The sequence below is a fragment of the Halopseudomonas salina genome (genome assembly GCF_008641105.1).
The window spans coordinates 261874-279004 of record NZ_VTTI01000003.1; the positions used below are offsets into that span (position 1 = coordinate 261874).

Consider the following 17131-nt stretch of genomic DNA (forward strand, 5'->3'; position numbering starts at 1 on the left):
CAGCTGATTGCGGTAACCTCCTGCCCTTCAATCACAGGAGCACAAACCCATGCCCAAAGCCAGCGCACGTCACATTCTCGTGGCTACAGAAGACAAGTGCAACGAACTCAAGAGCGCCATTGAAGGCGGAGCCGATTTCGCACAGGTTGCAAAAGATAACTCCTCTTGCCCATCAGGTCGTCAGGGCGGTGACCTGGGTACCTTCGGACCAGGCCAGATGGTCAAGGAGTTCGATACAGTGGTGTTCAGCGCACCCATCAATGTTGTGCAAGGTCCGGTGAAAACCCAGTTCGGGTATCACCTGCTGGAAGTGACCAGCCGTCAGGATTGATCCTGCTGCCCGGCCGTTGCAGGCCGGGCACATTTCCGGCTCTAGCGCTCGCTCGCAAACACCTGAGTCCAGTAGATAGAACTCTGCGGCCGGCTTTCGAATGCAGCGCCCATGTCCGTAAACTCGGGGTTCATGATGTTCGCGCAGTGCCCCGGGCTGTGCAGCCAGGCCTCAACTACCTGTTTTGGCGAGCTTTGGCCCACTGCAACGTTTTCACCCAATTTACGCCATTCGTAGTTCACCGCATCCACCCGCGCTTGTACCTGCTCTCCGGTAGGCCCAGCGTGACTGAGTACGGCACCCTCCGCCATGTAGCCACTGTGCTCATGTGCGGCCCGCGCGAGGCGAGCATCCCAGGTCAGTGGGTTCGCCGCAGCAAAGGTCTGGTCGCCACAGGTGCGCGGCTCCCGACGCGCAAGATTGACCTCAGCCAACACCTCCTGCCCAACGTCCATCCAGTCGCGATCCATGAATTCTCTGGAAATCAATGGGCTGGCAAGCACTATCTGCCACTCGTTACCAGAGCGAGACACACCGATTTCGGCATATTGACCACTGCGCAATACCTTACAGAAACGGCTCTGAATCATGGTCATCGCCTGTCGGGCATCAGCAGGACCTGACAACTGAACTAACTGAGCGGCCGAAGCCTGGTAGCCCGATTCTTGCAGAGCAACCTGCCAATCAGCCGAGGACAGATCGGCCTGAGCCAGTGCCGAGTTGGGTGCCAACGGACCGGTACCGGCCATCTCTTGCCCTGCGCACTGGGCCGCAGAATCGCGATATTCGTTGATCAGATTGACCAGCTCGGTGTTTTGCTCGGCTGCCACGCCAGACGTCCAGAACAGGCCCGCACTTGCGAGCAGGCTGACTGCCAGACGCGAAATCGGAGACATGGCATCAGCGCGAGGAGCTGATGATTGCTGTTTGCAGTGGGAGTGAAGCATGTGGAAACCTCGTAAGCCATTCGCCAGATTGCGGGCTTTTCAGACCGCGTCAGCAAAATAGGTTTTTTGAACGAATTCATCACAGTGACAGCATTTACACCGCCACAGTTCCATCTGCCCAACTTGATACAGCACCAGAGTCCGACTGTGACCGTACGTGACAGAGGATTAAAAGCGGAACGATGGCCACAAAAAAGCCGGTAGGGAAACTACCGGCTTTGATCAGCAACTTACTACTATCAGACCCGAGTTACGCGTTATCCACGCCCTTCTTGATCTTTTCCTTGGCTTCACCCTTCACACCCTGGGCCTTGCCTTTGGTTTCCTGGAGATCGCCTTCAGCTTTAAGGTCCTCGTTGTCAGTTGCTTCACCAACGCCCTGCTTACCTTTGCCGATAGCTTCGTTGGCTTTACCTTTCAACTTGTCTTCTTTATCGCTCATGGTATACCTCACATATAAATTGGCTTACACCCAATCGACCAGGAGGGGGCGGAATTAGTTCCAACGAATCGGGAAAATGTGCGGGAAACAGGTATACTCGCGCGCCCTTATATCCACTTTTTTTCTATCACGGATTGCGCCATGACTGAGCACCTGCCACTCGAACAAACGGTTGCCAAAAATACCGATTCGATCGAGACCCACGCCAAGACTGAGGTCCCGGCTTTCAAGTTTCCCTTCGCCCCGGCCAACTTTGCGCCAAAGCAGGCTCCAGCTCAGCCCTGGCACCAGAAAGGCAGCAACGCCCGCCATGAAAAGAAAATCGGCATGGCGCCCAAGGGGACCCGCAGGTCCATGGGTAAACGCTGAAGCGTGGGTGCGGCCCAGTTATTTGACCAACAAGACCGGTATCGGCGTCTCATGCACAACCTGGCTGGCCACGGAGCCCAACACCAGGTTGCCGAGACTACCCATGCCCCGGGTACCCATCACAATCATGGTGCAGCCGAGCTTGCGGGCAGCGTCAACCAGCTCACTGACGACCTCACCCATTATTTCATGGGTCTGAACGGCCAGATTCGCGGCGCGCAATTTGTCGGCCACCTTCGCGTTTACCTCCGCCGCGTGATCTAGCGCACCCGCATTCAGCTGGTCCAGCATGGTCGGCGATACGTAGTTGCCGAAGAGTTTTGGTTCTGTCTGGACATTGACCACATGTACGGTAACGTCACCAAGTGTCGCTGAAAAATCGACCAGATACTCAGCTGCGCGCATTGCGCTTTCCGAGCCGTCAAAGGGTAGCAATATCGTATGCATTTGCGCTTACTCCAGATTGTCCATTTTGATGATTACACTCTGATCATTGTGGCAGACCGGACGTGATGCCGCTTGATGCACATCAAGCTCGCCGTGAACCGAGCGATAGTTATCCTTGCGCAGTACTGCAGCCAACCGAGCGACCCCTGGCAGACAAATTTTACCGGCTACATGGCAGCCGGATGAAAACACGCCCCGAGCATACAGTGTGGGCGATGCGCTCGGATCAGTTAGTTGCCTGTCTCTGTCTACAGCCGATGGCTCATGGACAATGGCTCACGAGCCTGTTCGTGGACCCCCGCATGCGCCGCCAGGGGCTGGCAGGTCACCTGCTTGAAAATGCCTGTGCTTCAGTCACTGGACCCATCTGGCTGTTTTGCCAACCCGGGCTTGAACAGCTGTACCGCAGCCACGGCTTTGCTCACTGTCCCAGCCTTCCCGAATCCCTCGCAAGCAAACTTAAGCGCTACCAGAGAAGCAAAGACCTAGTACCCATGTGGCTGGATAACTGACAAGTCTGGGGTACGCACCAGCATAATCACCTGGGCTGGAAAGCGGCACTACTTTAGGGCGAACCCCAGCCCGCCAAAACTGGTAGAGTGCTGAATTATTCTCAAAATATTAACCTAAACACATGATTTATATAATAAAGATAAAACCTGGCAAGCAAAATGCTATGTGTCCCATGCCAACGCATTTTGAACCACTACAGCAATCATAAAACATGGGGTACACGAAAATGATGAAAAAACTGACAGCCGCCATCGCCACTGCGAGCACACTCGGCTTTGCCAATATGGCCCATGCGGAAACCTTCGAGACTGCCATTGGTGAGATCGATGCCAGCATGACCGCCACTCTGGCCTCTGATTACATCTGGCGCGGCCAGTCACAGACCAACGGTGCCGGCGCGGTTCAGGCGAGCTTGGACTTTGCCCACGAAAGCGGCGTATTCCTTGGTGCCTGGGGCTCTAACGTCGCTGATGAAGATTTCGGCGGAGCCAGCATCGAGCTGGACTACTATGTCGGATACGGTGGCGCCATCACCGAAGACATCAGCTACGCGGTTTCCTGGAACACTTACACTTTTCCCCAGGGTATTGATGCGGTTGACGAATGGATCGCTCACGTAGACGCCTACGGCTTCAGTGGCGGCGTCAAGTACGCCTATGAGCCCCAAAGCGCGCTCTACACTTACATCGGCTATGGCTTTGAATTGCCCTACGATATCGGCCTGGGTCTGCATTATGGTCGCACCGACACGAAGGATCCGATCGGCGCCAGCAGCGATGAAGATTATGCTGACTGGGCTGTGACTCTGGGCAAGACAATGCTAGGTATCGATTGGGCATTGATGTACAGCGACACCAACCTTGGCAACGAGTGCACAGCAATATACGTTGATAGCGATTCTTGCGACTCCAACGTTACTCTGTCTGCTTCAAAGAGCTTCTGATTTAGTACGGCGCCCATTGGGCGCCGTGTTTGCTTCTCAGCTTTTAACCGGAATCGTGGCAAACACGGCTCCGGTTTTTTTAGGCTCTGGTTTTCTTCAGGCCTCGGCAGCCCGTCGACGGATGCCCAGATCAACCTTCATGCATATTGCCGAGATTAAGAGAAAGCCGGCATGCTGCCGGTCAAGCCCGCGGCAGTGTGACGCCGCGCTGCCCCTGATACTTGCCACCCCGGTCACGGTAAGACACTTCACAGGGCTCGTCAGACTCGAAAAACAGCATCTGTGCTACGCCTTCATTGGCGTAAATCTTGGCAGGCAGCGTGGTGGTGTTGGAAAACTCCAGCGTCACATGGCCTTCCCATTCTGGTTCCAGGGGTGTGACGTTGACGATGATGCCACAGCGCGCATAGGTGCTCTTGCCCAGACAAATAGTCAGTACATTCCGCGGAATGCGGAAGTATTCGACAGTACGTGCCAGCGCAAAGGAGTTGGGCGGAATGATGCAGACATCACTGGTGATGTCGACAAAACTCTTCTCGTCGAAATGCTTGGGATCAACGGTGGCCGAGTGGATGTTGGTGAACACCTTGAACTCGTTGGAGCAGCGCACATCGTAGCCGTAGCTGGAAACCCCATAGGATATGACTCGATTACCCTCGTCGCCACGCACCTGACGCTCGACGTAGGGCTCGATCATTCCCTGTTCCTGGGACATGCGACGTATCCAACGGTCAGACTTGATGCTCATGATGTGCCCTGCGATGTGCCGAAAAGAGACCGCATGTTACCGGGTATTGCCAGCGGGAAAAAGCCCCGCCGGCACCTGCAGACATGCCTGGGGAAACTCACTCATCACTGATGCTGATGTCGGGCATAGCACCACCCGTCCTGGCGCGCTCAGCGATGCGCGCGCCGACGTGACGGGCCATGTCCTGATAGAGCATGCTGATCTGACACTCGGGCTCGGCAACAACCGTAGGCGCACCGGCATCGGTCTGCTCCCGAATCATCATGGACAGTGGCATGGAGGCCAGCAGGTCAACACCGTAATCGTTGGCCAGCCGCTCACCTCCGCCCTCACCGAACAAGTGCTCTGCATGCCCACAATTGGAGCAGATGTGGATTGCCATATTTTCCACAATCCCCAGTACCGGGATATTGACCTTGGCAAACATTTCAATGCCCTTCTTCGCATCAAGAAGAGCCAGATCCTGAGGGGTGGTGACAATCACCGCACCAGTAACCGGCACTTTCTGCGCCAGGGTGAGCTGGATATCACCCGTACCCGGGGGCATATCCACTACCAGATAATCCAAATCATCCCAGGCTGTTTGCGTCAACAACTGCATCAGTGCCCCCGAGACCATAGGTCCACGCCAGACCATGGGGGTTTTGTCATCCACCAGAAATGCCATGGACATTACCTGCACGCCATGGGCTCGCGGCGGCACAAAGAATTTCTGGTCCTTGACCTCTGGCCGTGTGCCCTCGGGCAGACCTAACATCAGCCCCATACTGGGGCCGTATATATCTGCATCCAGGATACCCACCCTGGCCCCCTCTCGGGCCAGCGCCAGCGCCAGATTGACCGCAGTGGTAGATTTACCCACACCTCCTTTCCCGGAGGCTACAGCGACGATGTTCCTGACATTCTCCAGAGCAGCTATGGAGCCTTGAGCAGGGGCTGTCTGAATTTCACAGCGCACACTGATACGTGCGGAGCTGACGCCCTCAAGATTTTCCACAGCCACCTGGAGCATCTGCTCGATACCGCTCCTGATGCCCGCAGCTGCATAGCCAAGGACGAACTCGGCTTGAACTTCAGAGCCGATAATATCGAGACTGCGCAGGCAGCCTGCATTGATCAGATCCGTCTGGAGGTAAGGGTCCTGATACTGGGCCAGGGCTTTTTCTACAGCGGAGCGCGATATGTCAGTCATAATCCATCCGGAGACATGAATAAGTGTGTGTATCCTACTGGCGGACCGCGAAGCATGAAAGACCATGCACAGGACAAACAGACATAAAAAAAGCGACAGACTCTGAGTCTGTCGCCTTCTCTATGCTAGCCTAGCGGCCAACGGAAGGGCATCGTCCCCGGTGGGGCGCCCGGATTTCAAACCCGGTGAGATGCGCAAGGCGCGTCTGGTAGGTTCGACTCCTATTCCCTTCCGCCAATCAGGCCCGTAAAGCGCGGATATAACGCCTTACATTTCGGCTGCTTCGGTCTCCATTTCGGCTTCCTCAGCCATGTCGGAGCCGTCCTGGTCTGCGGAATCGTCGGCTGCGCCGGCGTCTTCCTCATCAACCAGGTCGATCAGCACGTTCATCAGGCGAGTACCGCGCTCACCTACCATTTCGGCGAAGGTGTCACGCACCGGCAGGCTCAACTCGCGGAAGGCTTCACGCTCCTCGGGAGTGAGATACACCAGCTCGATATCGCTGTTCTCGGTGATGATTTCCAGACGCTCCTCGTTCAGACGGGTCTGAACATCGTGAATGTAAGGAATGAGTTCGACAACGGTCTCGTCAACCGCTTCCTTGTGCTCTTCAGCAAGCCCTTCGTACCAGTCCTGATTGGCCATGAAAGTCGCGATGAACTGCGCTTGATTTGCGAAGATCAAGTAATCCTGAACCTGGTAGAAGTCCATTTCCTGGTGGGCAAATACCGGCTGAATGTTGCCATCAAGCTGACCTAACTGCATGCCGCTGAACAACTCGCCATATTCCATGGTAGTCGGGTCGGCGCCATAGGCGCTGTAGGTTTCGCGCAGCAGGCGGTTATCCATGGTACGGATTGCCATGCCGTCGAAGTCCTCAGGTGTGCGAACCGCCTTGTTGGCGCTCCATACCTGCCAGCCCTCGGGCACAATGGCCAACGGATGCAGATCACGCTCATTGAAAGCGGCAACCAGATCAGGGTGCTGGCGGAAGGCGGGATCATTGAGGATTTCCGTGTTCTTCATTTCATCGTCAGTAAGAACAAAGTTGAGACTGAAGAGTTGCGACTCGGGAACCGTGCCACCCAGGAAGCCAGATCCGAATGCGAGTTCGATTGCACCTGCCTGCACCTGGTCGTAGATATCAGTCAAGCCGCCGAGCTGCCCGTAGGGAAACAGCTGCACTTCAACTTCGCCGTCCGTCTTTTCGTTAATCAACTCGGCAAATTTGGCGCCGTATTCATACTGAACGCTGCCTTCAATTTCTTCCAGACCAATGCGCCAGGTCTGCACCGTGGTTTCAGCAGGCTCGGGGGCCGCTGATGTTTCTGGTGCGGTGGTCTCGGGTTCGTCGCCGCCGCACGCAGCCAGCGCTAACGCAGCCATACCTATAAATCCATTACGCAATTTCATGGAACGCTCCTTCTGAATTGTTCTGGTTAACCACCAAACCATAACACATGCCCGGCGCTTGTCCATTTTGTGCAAAGACAATCCAGATGCGCTATGTTGAAAAAAGGAACATTCACCGTGCCAGAGCGATCCACCTGACTGCACGCAACGAAAACGACCCGAGGTCACAGCAAACCCGGGTAATGCCGGTATCCGATACAGCCCTTGAGGTGCAGCGGATTTCTGGCCCAGCAAAGGACAAACCCATGCCCGGGAGCGCTGACCCCTCAGCCGCTGGAACGTTCAAGCGCGCTGCTAAAAAGGTTTTTTCCGTACTAGACCGGTTAGCCGAATATATCGAGGAAGGCATCCTCGGCTTCACCATACTCTTTGTCGCCGGCATGTTGATTGTCCATGTCATTGGGCGGCAGCTTTTCAGCACGGGGGTGACCGGCCAGGTCGAGCTGACTCAGATGAGCATGGTCATCATCACCTTTGCCGGCCTGGGCTACGGGGTACGCAAGGCCCGGCACATCTGCATGTCGGCACTCTATGATCAGTTGAACGGTTTACCCCGCAAGGCAGCGCTGGTCACTATCAGTATCCTGACCGGCGCATTGATGTTCTATTTCTGCTGGCACGCCTGGAGCTACGTCGAGGCAATCCAGTCGCGCGGCCGCACCTCCTCAGCGCTGCAGATCCCTCTCTGGATTCCCTACATGGTTGCCCCCATAGGTTTTGCACTGGCAGGCATTCAGTATTGGCTGACCGCCGTGCGCAATCTGATTTCCAAGGATATCTACCGCTCCTTCAATGAAAAGGAACGCTACGAGGAGGTTGACGTTGAGCACATCTGAACAGGGGATCTGCGCATGCTGACCTTCATCATTATCACGATGATCGTACTGCTGCTGTTGGGCTTTCCGATGATGGTCCCGCTGCTCACCGCCAGCCTGATGTTATTGTTCCTGGTACTCGACATGAGCAATGTCGGGCTGCTGATGGGCCAGATGATCAGCGGTGTGCAGTCCTGGGCACTGGCGGCAGTGCCGCTGTTCATCTTTGCTGCAGATCTGATGACACGTGGCCATACGGCCAATCGCCTGCTGGATCTGGTGCAAACCTTCGTGGGCCACTTGCGCGGCGGCCTACCCATAACTACTGCAGCAGGTTGCACCCTGTTCGGGGCAGTCTCCGGCTCCACTCAGGCCACTGTAGTGGCGATGGGCGGCCCGATGCGCCCCAAATTGCTGCAAAAGGGTTACTCCGACGCCTTCAGCATCGCATTGATCATCAATGCCAGCGATATTGCTCTACTGATTCCGCCGAGCATCGGCATGATTATCTACGGGGTGGTTTCCGGCGCATCTATCGGCGATCTGTTTATTGCCGGGATCTTGCCCGGCTTTCTGATTCTGTTGATGTTTTCCATCTACTGCTGGATCGGATCCATCCGCATGGGCATCGAGCCTGAAGAACGGGCGGACTGGAAAACGCGCTGGGAGGCGCTGAAAAAGGCGCTGCTACCGCTCGGCTTCCCCGTGGTAGTGGTTGGTGGTATCTACGGAGGCTTGTTCAGCCCTACCGAGGCCGCGGCCATTGCCGTGCTCTATGCACTGGTTCTTGAGGTGGTAGTGCTGCGATCAGTCAAGGTGCGTGAGCTTTGGGATATTGCGTTGTCTACCGGACTTATCACCGGGGTGGTATTTATTCTGGTTGCTGCGGGTAATGCATTTACCTACACGATTTCCTTTGCCGGTATTCCCCAGGCCATTCTAGGGCCGGTGATTGAGACGATCGGCGATAGCCAGACCCTGGTTCTGGCCCTCATTGCTATTTCGTTTTTCGTGGGCTGCATGTTTGTTGACCCAATCGTTGTCATATTGATTCTTACACCTCTGTTCAAGCCTGCGGTAGAAGTCGCAGGTCTGGACCCCATCCACGTCGGCGTTATTGTCACCCTGCAGGCCGCAATCGGATCGGCAACACCACCCTTTGGCTGTGACATCTTTACCGCAATGGCAGTATTTCGCAGACCCTATTTCGATGTCATCAAGGGCACGCCACCCTTTATTCTGATCCTGCTCCTGGCGACAGTGCTGCTGATCATGTTCCCCTCCATATCCCTCTGGCTACCCTCTCTGGCAGGCTGACGCGGTGGCGACCGGTTTTAATCGGTCGCTCCTGCCGTGTAGGCGGTTTGTACCGGAAAAATGGCAGAATAAGCATTCATTCAAGAGCGCAATTGGCCGATAACCCTTACACGGAGTAGTCCTTGAGACCTTATACTCCCCAAAGGCTGCCGGCACAGGCAGCCATATAACAATAATGCTTGCATAACTGCGCAGAGGAACACATGAACAGTACAGCTGCCTCGAGCAAGGAGCACACGAACTGTGCCGCCCCAGCCTCCCCCCCGATACCCCCCGCGGTCCCATTAGTGGCCCTGATGATTTGCCAAGTGTTCTTTATCGCCACACTACTGTCACAGACCTCCGGCCTGTTATTCGGGCTGAGTCTGGTGCTGGCCCCCGTGGCCCTGCTTCTGGCATGGCAGACGCGGGGCGCCATGTCCGATAACAGCCCGGTGCTTCAACGTTTGCAATCAATCAATGGCGAAACGCTCGATCTGTCTGCCCGCGACCCTGCAAGCACCGGCTCCCACACTGGCTTGAATCAGGTCGATGAGCTTGCCGGGCGGTTGCGCGACATGATGATCAACTTCCAGCAACAGTGTCTGCGCATAGCCTTCACTTCTGCACAAAGCCGCCTGCTGGCTGACCAGGCTGCAACGGACGCAAAGAAACAACAGGACTTGTCCGAACTGGTCTTTCAAGCTTCGGAACAAACCACCAGCGCACTGCAGGACGTTTCCAGCCGCGCATCGGACATCACCCGCATGAACAGCAGCAACCTGGACGTGGCACGCGAGTCCAGCGAACAGCTCGGGACAGCTCGGGATCAGATGCTGCAGATCAGCCAGTCCATGTCCGGCTTCAAAGACAACATCACCGCCCTGGACAATACCTCCGGCCAGATACGACAGATTCTCAAGACCGTGCAGGATTTTTCCGCCCAGACCAATATGCTGGCCCTGAATGCCGCTATCGAAGCCGCCCGTGCCGGCGAGCAGGGCCGGGGCTTTGCCGTGGTGGCTGATGAGGTACGCAACCTGTCGATAAAGGTGGGCAGTGCCGCGGATCAGATTGGACAGCTAATGGAACAGATGTTGACTGCGATGTCTGGTGCCGACAAGCAGACCCAAAGTATGCAGGAACAGTCTGACAATGCTGGCAATGCCGTCAGCACCGCGGCCGAGCAGTTCGAGAAAATGGTGTGCGATTTCCAGAAAGCCAATGACGACCTTCTGATGGTCAGCAGCGCGCTTGAACAACTGACGGTGACCAACAGCGAAACCCACGAGCATGGCAGTGCTATTCGCGATCTCAGCCTGACCATCAGCCGGCGTATGGCTGATAGCCTGGCCCAGACCGATACCCAGCGGGAAAATACCAATCAGATTCTGCAGGAGCTGTGCCGTTTCCATCTCGGACAGGGCAACCTTGAGGCGGCCACTGACAAGCTGATGGGACGCCGTCACATCATCGAGAGCGAACTGGAAGACCTGCAGAATAAAGGAGTGAATGTATTTGACCGGCATTACACGCCAATTTCCGGTACCAATCCGCCCAAACACGACGTGAGCTGGGCGGATGCCTACCGCAAGCGCGTGCAACCACTGCTGGATGAATGGGACTCACAGGGACAGGACGGTGTTATCTACATGGTACCTGTAGATGATCATGGCTATCTGGGCGCCAGCCGGACTGTAACCTCCCAGGCGCCGACTGGCGACCCCAGGGTAGATGCCGCCAAGAGCATGCACAAACGCTTCGTGGTAGCCAAGGGCTGGGAGCTGGACAACCTCAACAGCTGCAAACGCATCGGCATGGGCAGCTTCGTCCTGCCCGGCAGTACTACCATCGTATTCGTGCTCTATGTTCCGCTGGTGGTCGGTGGCCGGCGCTGGGGCACACTGAGCGCAGGTATCCTGCCCCAGGCGTTGGGCGTCTGAAGAAGGCCTCGCCGCCTGCGCGTCAGCGTAGGCGGTTTTCCAAAAACTCGAGCACCGCACTGGCAGCCTGACCAATCATCACGGACTGATCATTCCCGCTTTTTTTCAGCGGCTGGAAATCATGGTCTGCCGTATCAAGCCAATGCAGCGCTACTGTCGGAGCAAGCGCGTAACCTGACACTTGCGGGGGCTTGCCAAACGGGTCACGCGTACCCTGAACAATCAGTGCCGGCGTGACTAGCGTCAACAGATGATCCACACGTGTTTTCTCGGGCTTGCCGGGTGGATGGAAAGGATAACCGAAACACACCAGACCGGCCGCACCCAGCTCATCAGCGAGCATACTCGCGACCCGTCCCCCCATGGACTTGCCGCCAATCAGCAGCGGCCCTGTATGGCCCGCCTGAAACTCCCTCCACTGCTCGCGAAAGCTCTCGAGCAACCGCGGCATGGGGTTAGGCGGAGAACGCTTGCCTGAGAGTCGCCGGGAGTGCATGTAGGGGAATTCGAAGCGCGCCACATCCACGCCACAGCTATTGAGCGCCATGACCATCTGTTGCATGAAGGCACTGTCCATTGGCGCGCCCGCTCCGTGGGCCAACAGCAGTGTGGCGCGACGTGAACTGCGAGTTGAGGTATTGATAATCAGATGACTCATGTCAGAAACACTGCATGGCTGTGCGACAAGATGCCACGGTCTCTTTGGGGGTATTTACTTCACATATCATCATATGGCCACTAAGCTTCAACTAGCCCTCTCCCCGTCTGCCGTACCGGGATGGATGGAAAGGGGCCGACCATACAACTATATATCCGCGTCGGTTACCAGTCTTGCGCAATGCAGCCAGATGTAGAGCTTGGGAATTCATCGTTATAGCAATCCGACACAGAGTCTGTAATGGCCGGCCAGAGCGGTCCCAACCTGTCGTAACCTTGACCTGTGTCATTGCAATGATAAGAGCCTTTGCTCATACTTGCCGCCGCTTCAGAACCCATAAACCCATTGCTATCCGTGGAATCTCGCATGAGCACAGCTACCACTTCGACAGCCTATAACTACAAGGTAGTACGCCAGTTCGCCGTCATGACGGTTGTCTGGGGTATTGTTGGTATGGCCTTAGGTGTCCTACTTGCCGCCCAGCTAGTCTGGCCAGCCCTCAACTTTGATTTGCCCTGGACGAGCTTCGGCCGACTGAGGCCGCTGCACACCAATGCGGTGATTTTCGCATTTGGTGGCTGCGCGCTGATGGGCACCTCGCTTTATATTGTCCAGCGCACCTCGCAGGCCAGATTGATGTCTGACGCCTTGGGCGCTTTTGTGTTCTGGGGTTGGCAGGCAGTCATCGTACTTGCAGCAATTACGCTGCCCTTGGGCTTCACATCGACCAAGGAATACGCAGAGCTCGAGTGGCCGATCGACATTCTGATTGCCATTGTGTGGGTCTCCTACGCACTGCTGTTCTTCGGAACAGTCATGAAGCGCAAGATGAAGCACATCTACGTAGGCAACTGGTTCTTCGGCGCCTTCATCATTACTGTAGCTGTGTTGCACATCGTCAACAGCATGGCCATGCCGGTCAGCCTGTTCAAATCCTACTCTATGTACTCGGGTGCGACGGATGCGATGATCCAGTGGTGGTACGGGCACAACGCAGTGGGCTTCTACCTGACTGCGGGCTTCCTGGGCATGATGTATTACTTCGTACCCAAGCAGGCCAACCGTCCGATCTACTCCTACCGCCTGTCGATTGTGCATTTCTGGGCATTGATCGCGATCTATATCTGGGCCGGTCCTCACCACCTGCATTACACCGCGCTGCCTGACTGGGCGCAGTCCCTGGGCATGGTGATGTCCCTGATCCTGCTGGCTCCCAGCTGGGGCGGCATGATCAACGGCATGATGACCCTCTCCGGTGCCTGGCACAAACTGCGTACCGATCCGATCCTGCGCTTCCTGGTTGTCTCCCTGGCGTTCTACGGCATGTCCACCTTTGAAGGCCCGATGATGGCCATCAAGACAGTGAACGCATTGTCGCACTACACGGATTGGACTATTGGCCACGTGCACGCCGGTGCTCTGGGCTGGGTTGCGATGATTTCCATCGGCGCCATGTACCACATGATACCCAAGGTCTTTGGCCGCGATGAAATGCACAGTGTTGGACTCATCAACGTGCACTTCTGGCTCGCTACCGTAGGTACCGTGCTGTACATCGTCTCCATGTGGGTTAACGGCATCACCCAAGGCTTGATGTGGCGCGCAGTCAACGTCGACGGCACCCTGACGTACAGCTTTGTCGAAGCACTGGAAGCCAGCCACCCGGGCTACATTGTCCGCATGATCGGCGGCCTATTCTTCCTGACCGGCATGTTGCTGATGGCATATAACGTCTGGCGCACCATTCGCGCACACCAGCCGGCTGAAGCACAAGCCGCTGCGCAAATGGTCTGAGGAGCATATCGATGAAGCATGAATTAGTAGAAAAGAACCTGGGGCTGCTGGTTGTGCTGATCGTGATTGCGATCAGCTTCGGTGGTCTGACTCAGATCGTTCCACTGTTTTTCCAGCAGGAGACGACACAGCCAATTGAAGGTCTGCGGCCCTATACCGCGCTGGAGCTGGAAGGTCGTGACATTTACATTCGCGAAGGCTGTGTAGGTTGCCACTCGCAGATGGTCCGCCCCTTCCGCTCGGAAACCGAACGCTACGGCCACTATTCGGTAGCTGGTGAAAGCGTCTGGGAACATCCCTTTCTTTGGGGTTCCAAGCGTACTGGTCCAGATCTGGCCCGTGTCGGTCAGCGCTACTCTGACGACTGGCACCGCGCTCACCTGATCAACCCGCGTGATGTAGTTCCGGAATCAAAGATGCCGGCCTACCCGTGGCTACAGGAGAACGTCCTGGATGGTGATGACACAGCTGCCAAGTTGCGTGCCATGCAACGCCTGGGTGTTCCTTACACTGACGAGGATATTGCCGGCGCTGCCGAGATGGTGCGTGGCGTGCCTGAGATGGACGCGCTGATTGCCTACTTGCAGCACTTGGGCACCGTTCTCTCGGATCGTCGGTAACTATTATGGATATCAACACTTTGCGCGGTATTGCCACCATCCTAGCGATGCTGGCGTTTATCGGTATCACCGTATGGGCCTACAGCTCCTACAAGAAAAAGGATTTCGACGAGGCAGCCCTGCTGCCCTTCGCCGACGAGCCTGATGAAGCCGAAAAGCCTTATAACGAAAAAAAGCCCAGTGAGAAGAACGACGCTAGGAGTAGCAAGCAATGAGTAATTTCTGGAGCGGATACATCATTGTCCTCACCCTGATCATGCTGGGCCTTACGTTGTGGCTGATGTTCGCCACACGCAAGGGCCAGCGACCGGAGGAGACGGAAGAAACGCTCGGCCACTCGTTCGATGGCATCGAGGAGTATGACAACCCCCTGCCCCGGTGGTGGTTCATGCTGTTCCTGGCGACGATCGTGTTCAGCGTTATCTATCTGATTCTCTATCCTGGTCTGGGTAAGTTTCCCGGAGTGCTGGGCTGGACCCAGGTAGGTCAGTACGAAGAGGAAGTTGCCGACGCCCGCGAACAGTTTGCTCCGATCTTTGCAAACTATGCGGACATGACTGTAGAGCAGGTCGCTCAGGACCAGGACGCACTGCGAATCGGTCAGCGGTTGTACGCCATCAACTGCTCGGTATGTCATGGCTCGGATGCGCGCGGCGCATACGGCTTTCCGAACCTGACTGATAACGAGTGGATCTGGGGCGGTACGCCGGACCAGATCAGAACCACTCTGAACCAGGGACGGCAGGCTGCAATGCCCGCCTGGTTAGCGATCATCGGCGATGATGGTGTACGCAGCACAGCCGCTTATGTACGCGAAATGGCAGGTCTGGAGACGGACGGCGTTGACACCACCCTGGGTGCACAGGTGTTCAATACCAATTGCGTGGCCTGTCATGGTCCTGAAGGCAAGGGCAACGCATTGATTGGCTCACCAAACCTCACAGATGATGTCTGGTTGTATGGCTCCAGCATGCTGCAGATTCAGCAGACCCTGCGTTATGGCCGTAACGGTAATATGCCTTCCCAGGCCCACCTGGGTGAGGACAAGATCCACATGCTTACCGCTTATGTTTACAGCCTCTCCCAGGGTGATAACGAAGCCGAGCAGTAACAGAAAAAGCGCCTGCCGCGACGCCCTGTCGCATGGCGCAACCTGACCGGCCACACTACTCTTGCGTGGCCTAGTAAGACAGTCCCGGCCGGATTACCGGCCGGGCCCTTCCTGCACAGACCAGGACAGATTCCCATGAGCAAAAAGATCCCCGTCAAGAACGTCACCCCGGGTGATGCTCAAGCCGTTGAGTTGTACGCCAAGCGCGAGAAGATCCACCCGCGCTCCTATACAGGCCTGTTTCACAAGATACGCCTGCTGGGTGTCGGTTTTCTTTTCCTGCTCTACTTCGGTACCGCGTGGCTGCAATGGGGTGATCGCCAGGCAGTGCTGTTCGATCTGCCAGCACGCCAGTTCCACGTCTTCAGTGCTACCTTTCAGCCGGAAGACTTCTTCCTGCTGTCCTTTTTGCTGATTATCTGTGCCTTCGGTCTGTTCTTCATCACCGTCTTTGCCGGTCGCGTGTGGTGCGGGTACACCTGCCCGCAAACCGTCTGGACCTGGATTTTCATGTGGGCCGAAAAGGTCACCGAGGGTGAACGCAACGCGCGGATCAAGCTCGACAAGGCGCCGATGGACGCGAACAAGCTAGCGAGGCGTAGTGCCAAACATAGCATCTGGCTTGTGGTATCACTGGTTACCGCTCTAACCTTCGTGGGCTATTTCACCCCGATTCGCCAGCTGGTACCGGATACCTTTACCCTTGATATCGATGGCTGGACGCTGTTCTGGGTCTTCTTCTTCACCATGGCCACCTACATCAATGCTGGCTGGATGCGTGAACAGGTGTGCTTCTACATGTGCCCCTACGGCCGCTTCCAGAGTGTGATGTTCGACAAGGACACACTCATTATCGCCTATGATCCGCGGCGCGGCGAAGCACGTGGCGCGCGCAAGAAAGGCGTGGACCCGGCAGAGGAAGGTCTCGGTGACTGCATCGACTGCACCATGTGCGTCCAGGTCTGCCCGACGGGGATCGATATCCGTGACGGCCTGCAGTACGAGTGTATCGGCTGCGCCGCCTGCGTCGATGCCTGCGACGACATCATGGACAAGATGGATTACCCGCGCGGCCTGATCAGTTACACCACTGAGCACAACCTCAGCGGCGAGAAGACGCATATGCTGCGCCCTCGCCTGCTCGGTTACGGCGCGCTACTGGTAATCATGATGGGCCTGTTCGCAGCAACCGTCACCAGCCTGTCGAAAGTATCGCTAGACGTTGCGCGGGACCGGAACGTGCTGTTCCGCGAAGCCAATGGTGGCAATATAGAAAACGTTTACATCATCCGCATATTCAACAAGAGCCAGGAACCTCGCAGCTTCATGCTGTCCGTCGAAGGTCACCCCGAATTGCGCATGAATTTGCAGGCCGATCGCTTGAGCCTTGACGCCAACGAGCACCTGCAGCTGCCAGTCAACGTGCAGCTCGATCCACAATTCATGAGCAGCACCAATATGCCCGTTGAATTCAGGATCACCGCGGTAGACGACCCGGACATTACAGCCGAAGCGGAAAGCCGTTTCATGGGCCCCAGACTCAGGTAAC

20 protein-coding genes and 1 tRNA gene are annotated in these 17131 nt (G+C 56.2%); 13 read left to right on the forward strand and 8 right to left on the reverse strand.

Annotation, left to right across the window (positions count from 1 at the left end):
* Window positions 1-49: 49 nt before the first annotated feature.
* Window positions 50-331 (forward strand): peptidylprolyl isomerase, encoded by a 282-nt coding sequence (locus tag FZF01_RS06510; protein WP_150277334.1) that lies wholly within the window; start codon window positions 50-52, stop codon window positions 329-331.
* Between the two features lie 41 nt (window positions 332-372).
* On the opposite strand, the gene FZF01_RS06515 is transcribed toward FZF01_RS06510, so the two are convergent.
* Both FZF01_RS06515 and FZF01_RS06520 read right to left on the reverse strand, forming a co-directional pair.
* Complete coding sequence (locus FZF01_RS06515; protein ID WP_188434301.1) at window positions 373-1227, reverse strand: CAP domain-containing protein; 855 nt, start codon at window positions 1225-1227, stop codon at window positions 373-375.
* A 301-nt stretch (window positions 1228-1528) separates the two neighbouring features.
* Entirely contained in the window at window positions 1529-1720 is a 192-nt protein-coding gene (locus tag FZF01_RS06520) for a CsbD family protein (protein WP_150277336.1), read from the reverse strand.
* A 141-nt stretch (window positions 1721-1861) separates the two neighbouring features.
* On the opposite strand from FZF01_RS06520, the gene FZF01_RS06525 reads away from it, so the two are divergent.
* Complete coding sequence (locus FZF01_RS06525; RefSeq protein ID WP_150277337.1) at window positions 1862-2089, forward strand: hypothetical protein; 228 nt, start codon at window positions 1862-1864, stop codon at window positions 2087-2089.
* Window positions 2090-2107: 18 nt separating this feature from the next.
* On the opposite strand, the gene FZF01_RS06530 is transcribed toward FZF01_RS06525, so the two are convergent.
* Together FZF01_RS06530 and FZF01_RS19670 are read right to left on the reverse strand one after the other, a co-directional pair.
* On the reverse strand, window positions 2108-2536 hold the full coding sequence (locus FZF01_RS06530; RefSeq protein WP_150277338.1) for a universal stress protein: 429 nt from the start codon (window positions 2534-2536) through the stop codon (window positions 2108-2110).
* A gap of 6 nt (window positions 2537-2542) precedes the next feature.
* A complete protein-coding gene (locus tag FZF01_RS19670; RefSeq protein ID WP_263363760.1) occupies window positions 2543-2671 on the reverse strand; it encodes a hypothetical protein in 129 nt (42 codons plus the stop codon).
* Between the two features lie 11 nt (window positions 2672-2682).
* Between FZF01_RS19670 and FZF01_RS06535 the strand changes: the two genes are divergently transcribed.
* Both FZF01_RS06535 and FZF01_RS06540 read left to right on the forward strand, forming a co-directional pair.
* Window positions 2683-3048, forward strand: a complete 366-nt coding sequence (locus FZF01_RS06535) for a GNAT family N-acetyltransferase (protein WP_223825434.1) — start codon at window positions 2683-2685, stop codon at window positions 3046-3048.
* A 227-nt stretch (window positions 3049-3275) separates the two neighbouring features.
* Window positions 3276-3992 (forward strand): TorF family putative porin, encoded by a 717-nt coding sequence (locus FZF01_RS06540; RefSeq protein ID WP_190325444.1) that lies wholly within the window; start codon window positions 3276-3278, stop codon window positions 3990-3992.
* 181 nt (window positions 3993-4173) lie between these two features.
* Here the strand turns inward: FZF01_RS06540 and dcd are convergent, their stop codons facing one another.
* On the reverse strand, window positions 4174-4740 hold the full coding sequence (gene dcd / locus FZF01_RS06545; RefSeq protein ID WP_150277340.1) for a dCTP deaminase: 567 nt from the start codon (window positions 4738-4740) through the stop codon (window positions 4174-4176).
* Between the two features lie 97 nt (window positions 4741-4837).
* Window positions 4838-5932 carry an iron-sulfur cluster carrier protein ApbC gene (apbC, locus tag FZF01_RS06550; protein ID WP_150277341.1) on the reverse strand — a complete coding sequence of 365 codons (1095 nt, stop codon included), beginning with the start codon at window positions 5930-5932 and terminating at the stop codon, window positions 4838-4840.
* 142 nt (window positions 5933-6074) lie between these two features.
* Between apbC and FZF01_RS06555 the strand changes: the two genes are divergently transcribed.
* Window positions 6075-6169 (forward strand) — tRNA-Sec (locus tag FZF01_RS06555).
* Window positions 6170-6199: 30 nt separating this feature from the next.
* On the opposite strand, the gene dctP is transcribed toward FZF01_RS06555, so the two are convergent.
* The gene (dctP, locus tag FZF01_RS06560; protein ID WP_223825421.1) at window positions 6200-7345 is read right to left on the reverse strand and encodes a TRAP transporter substrate-binding protein DctP; all 1146 of its coding nucleotides are present in this window, start codon (window positions 7343-7345) and stop codon (window positions 6200-6202) included.
* An 86-nt stretch (window positions 7346-7431) separates the two neighbouring features.
* Between dctP and FZF01_RS06565 the strand changes: the two genes are divergently transcribed.
* The 3 genes from FZF01_RS06565 (at window position 7432) to FZF01_RS06575 (ending at window position 11399) form a co-directional block, all read left to right on the forward strand.
* Window positions 7432-8181 carry a TRAP transporter small permease gene (locus FZF01_RS06565; RefSeq protein WP_223825422.1) on the forward strand — a complete coding sequence of 250 codons (750 nt, stop codon included), beginning with the start codon at window positions 7432-7434 and terminating at the stop codon, window positions 8179-8181.
* A 15-nt stretch (window positions 8182-8196) separates the two neighbouring features.
* Window positions 8197-9477, forward strand: coding sequence for a TRAP transporter large permease (locus FZF01_RS06570; RefSeq protein ID WP_150277342.1), 1281 nt, complete (start codon window positions 8197-8199; stop codon window positions 9475-9477).
* 296 nt (window positions 9478-9773) lie between these two features.
* Window positions 9774-11399, forward strand: coding sequence for a methyl-accepting chemotaxis protein (locus tag FZF01_RS06575; RefSeq protein ID WP_188434300.1), 1626 nt, complete (start codon window positions 9774-9776; stop codon window positions 11397-11399).
* A 22-nt stretch (window positions 11400-11421) separates the two neighbouring features.
* Here FZF01_RS06575 and FZF01_RS06580 read toward each other — a convergent pair whose 3' ends face one another.
* Window positions 11422-12057, reverse strand: a complete 636-nt coding sequence (locus FZF01_RS06580; protein WP_150277344.1) for an alpha/beta family hydrolase — start codon at window positions 12055-12057, stop codon at window positions 11422-11424.
* 366 nt (window positions 12058-12423) lie between these two features.
* On the opposite strand from FZF01_RS06580, the gene ccoN reads away from it, so the two are divergent.
* The 5 genes from ccoN (at window position 12424) to ccoG (ending at window position 17130) form a co-directional block, all read left to right on the forward strand.
* A complete protein-coding gene (gene ccoN / locus FZF01_RS06585; RefSeq protein WP_150277345.1) occupies window positions 12424-13851 on the forward strand; it encodes a cytochrome-c oxidase, cbb3-type subunit I in 1428 nt (475 codons plus the stop codon).
* An 11-nt stretch (window positions 13852-13862) separates the two neighbouring features.
* A complete protein-coding gene (gene ccoO, locus FZF01_RS06590) occupies window positions 13863-14471 on the forward strand; it encodes a cytochrome-c oxidase, cbb3-type subunit II (protein WP_150277346.1) in 609 nt (202 codons plus the stop codon).
* A gap of 5 nt (window positions 14472-14476) precedes the next feature.
* Window positions 14477-14686 (forward strand): cbb3-type cytochrome oxidase subunit 3, encoded by a 210-nt coding sequence (locus tag FZF01_RS06595; RefSeq protein WP_150277347.1) that lies wholly within the window; start codon window positions 14477-14479, stop codon window positions 14684-14686.
* A complete protein-coding gene (gene ccoP / locus FZF01_RS06600; RefSeq protein WP_150277348.1) occupies window positions 14683-15582 on the forward strand; it encodes a cytochrome-c oxidase, cbb3-type subunit III in 900 nt (299 codons plus the stop codon). The genes FZF01_RS06595 and ccoP overlap by 4 nt, the downstream gene beginning before the upstream one ends.
* A 135-nt stretch (window positions 15583-15717) precedes the next feature.
* Window positions 15718-17130, forward strand: coding sequence for a cytochrome c oxidase accessory protein CcoG (gene ccoG / locus FZF01_RS06605; RefSeq protein ID WP_150277349.1), 1413 nt, complete (start codon window positions 15718-15720; stop codon window positions 17128-17130).
* The last annotated feature ends 1 nt before the right edge of the window (window position 17131 follow it).

Excerpts from the sequence above, each read along its gene's own strand:
- ccoO (WP_150277346.1), top strand. The coding sequence starts at position 13,863 with ATGAAGCATGAATTAGTAGAAAAGAACCTGGGGCTGCTGGTTGTGCTG.
- FZF01_RS06575 (WP_188434300.1), top strand. The coding sequence starts at position 9,774 with ATGATTTGCCAAGTGTTCTTTATCGCCACACTACTGTCACAGACCTCC.
- dctP (WP_223825421.1), bottom strand. The coding sequence starts at position 7,345 with ATGAAATTGCGTAATGGATTTATAGGTATGGCTGCGTTAGCGCTGGCT.
- FZF01_RS06520 (WP_150277336.1), bottom strand. The coding sequence starts at position 1,720 with ATGAGCGATAAAGAAGACAAGTTGAAAGGTAAAGCCAACGAAGCTATC.
- FZF01_RS06595 (WP_150277347.1), top strand. The coding sequence starts at position 14,477 with ATGGATATCAACACTTTGCGCGGTATTGCCACCATCCTAGCGATGCTG.
- dcd (WP_150277340.1), bottom strand. The coding sequence starts at position 4,740 with ATGAGCATCAAGTCTGACCGTTGGATACGTCGCATGTCCCAGGAACAG.
- FZF01_RS06580 (WP_150277344.1), bottom strand. The coding sequence starts at position 12,057 with ATGAGTCATCTGATTATCAATACCTCAACTCGCAGTTCACGTCGCGCC.
- FZF01_RS06530 (WP_150277338.1), bottom strand. The coding sequence starts at position 2,536 with ATGCATACGATATTGCTACCCTTTGACGGCTCGGAAAGCGCAATGCGC.
- FZF01_RS06540 (WP_190325444.1), top strand. The coding sequence starts at position 3,276 with ATGATGAAAAAACTGACAGCCGCCATCGCCACTGCGAGCACACTCGGC.
- ccoN (WP_150277345.1), top strand. The coding sequence starts at position 12,424 with ATGAGCACAGCTACCACTTCGACAGCCTATAACTACAAGGTAGTACGC.
- ccoG (WP_150277349.1), top strand. The coding sequence starts at position 15,718 with ATGAGCAAAAAGATCCCCGTCAAGAACGTCACCCCGGGTGATGCTCAA.
- FZF01_RS06565 (WP_223825422.1), top strand. The coding sequence starts at position 7,432 with ATGCGCTATGTTGAAAAAAGGAACATTCACCGTGCCAGAGCGATCCAC.
- ccoP (WP_150277348.1), top strand. The coding sequence starts at position 14,683 with ATGAGTAATTTCTGGAGCGGATACATCATTGTCCTCACCCTGATCATG.
- FZF01_RS06510 (WP_150277334.1), top strand. The coding sequence starts at position 50 with ATGCCCAAAGCCAGCGCACGTCACATTCTCGTGGCTACAGAAGACAAG.
- apbC (WP_150277341.1), bottom strand. The coding sequence starts at position 5,932 with ATGACTGACATATCGCGCTCCGCTGTAGAAAAAGCCCTGGCCCAGTAT.
- FZF01_RS06515 (WP_188434301.1), bottom strand. The coding sequence starts at position 1,227 with ATGTCTCCGATTTCGCGTCTGGCAGTCAGCCTGCTCGCAAGTGCGGGC.
- FZF01_RS06570 (WP_150277342.1), top strand. The coding sequence starts at position 8,197 with ATGCTGACCTTCATCATTATCACGATGATCGTACTGCTGCTGTTGGGC.
- FZF01_RS06525 (WP_150277337.1), top strand. The coding sequence starts at position 1,862 with ATGACTGAGCACCTGCCACTCGAACAAACGGTTGCCAAAAATACCGAT.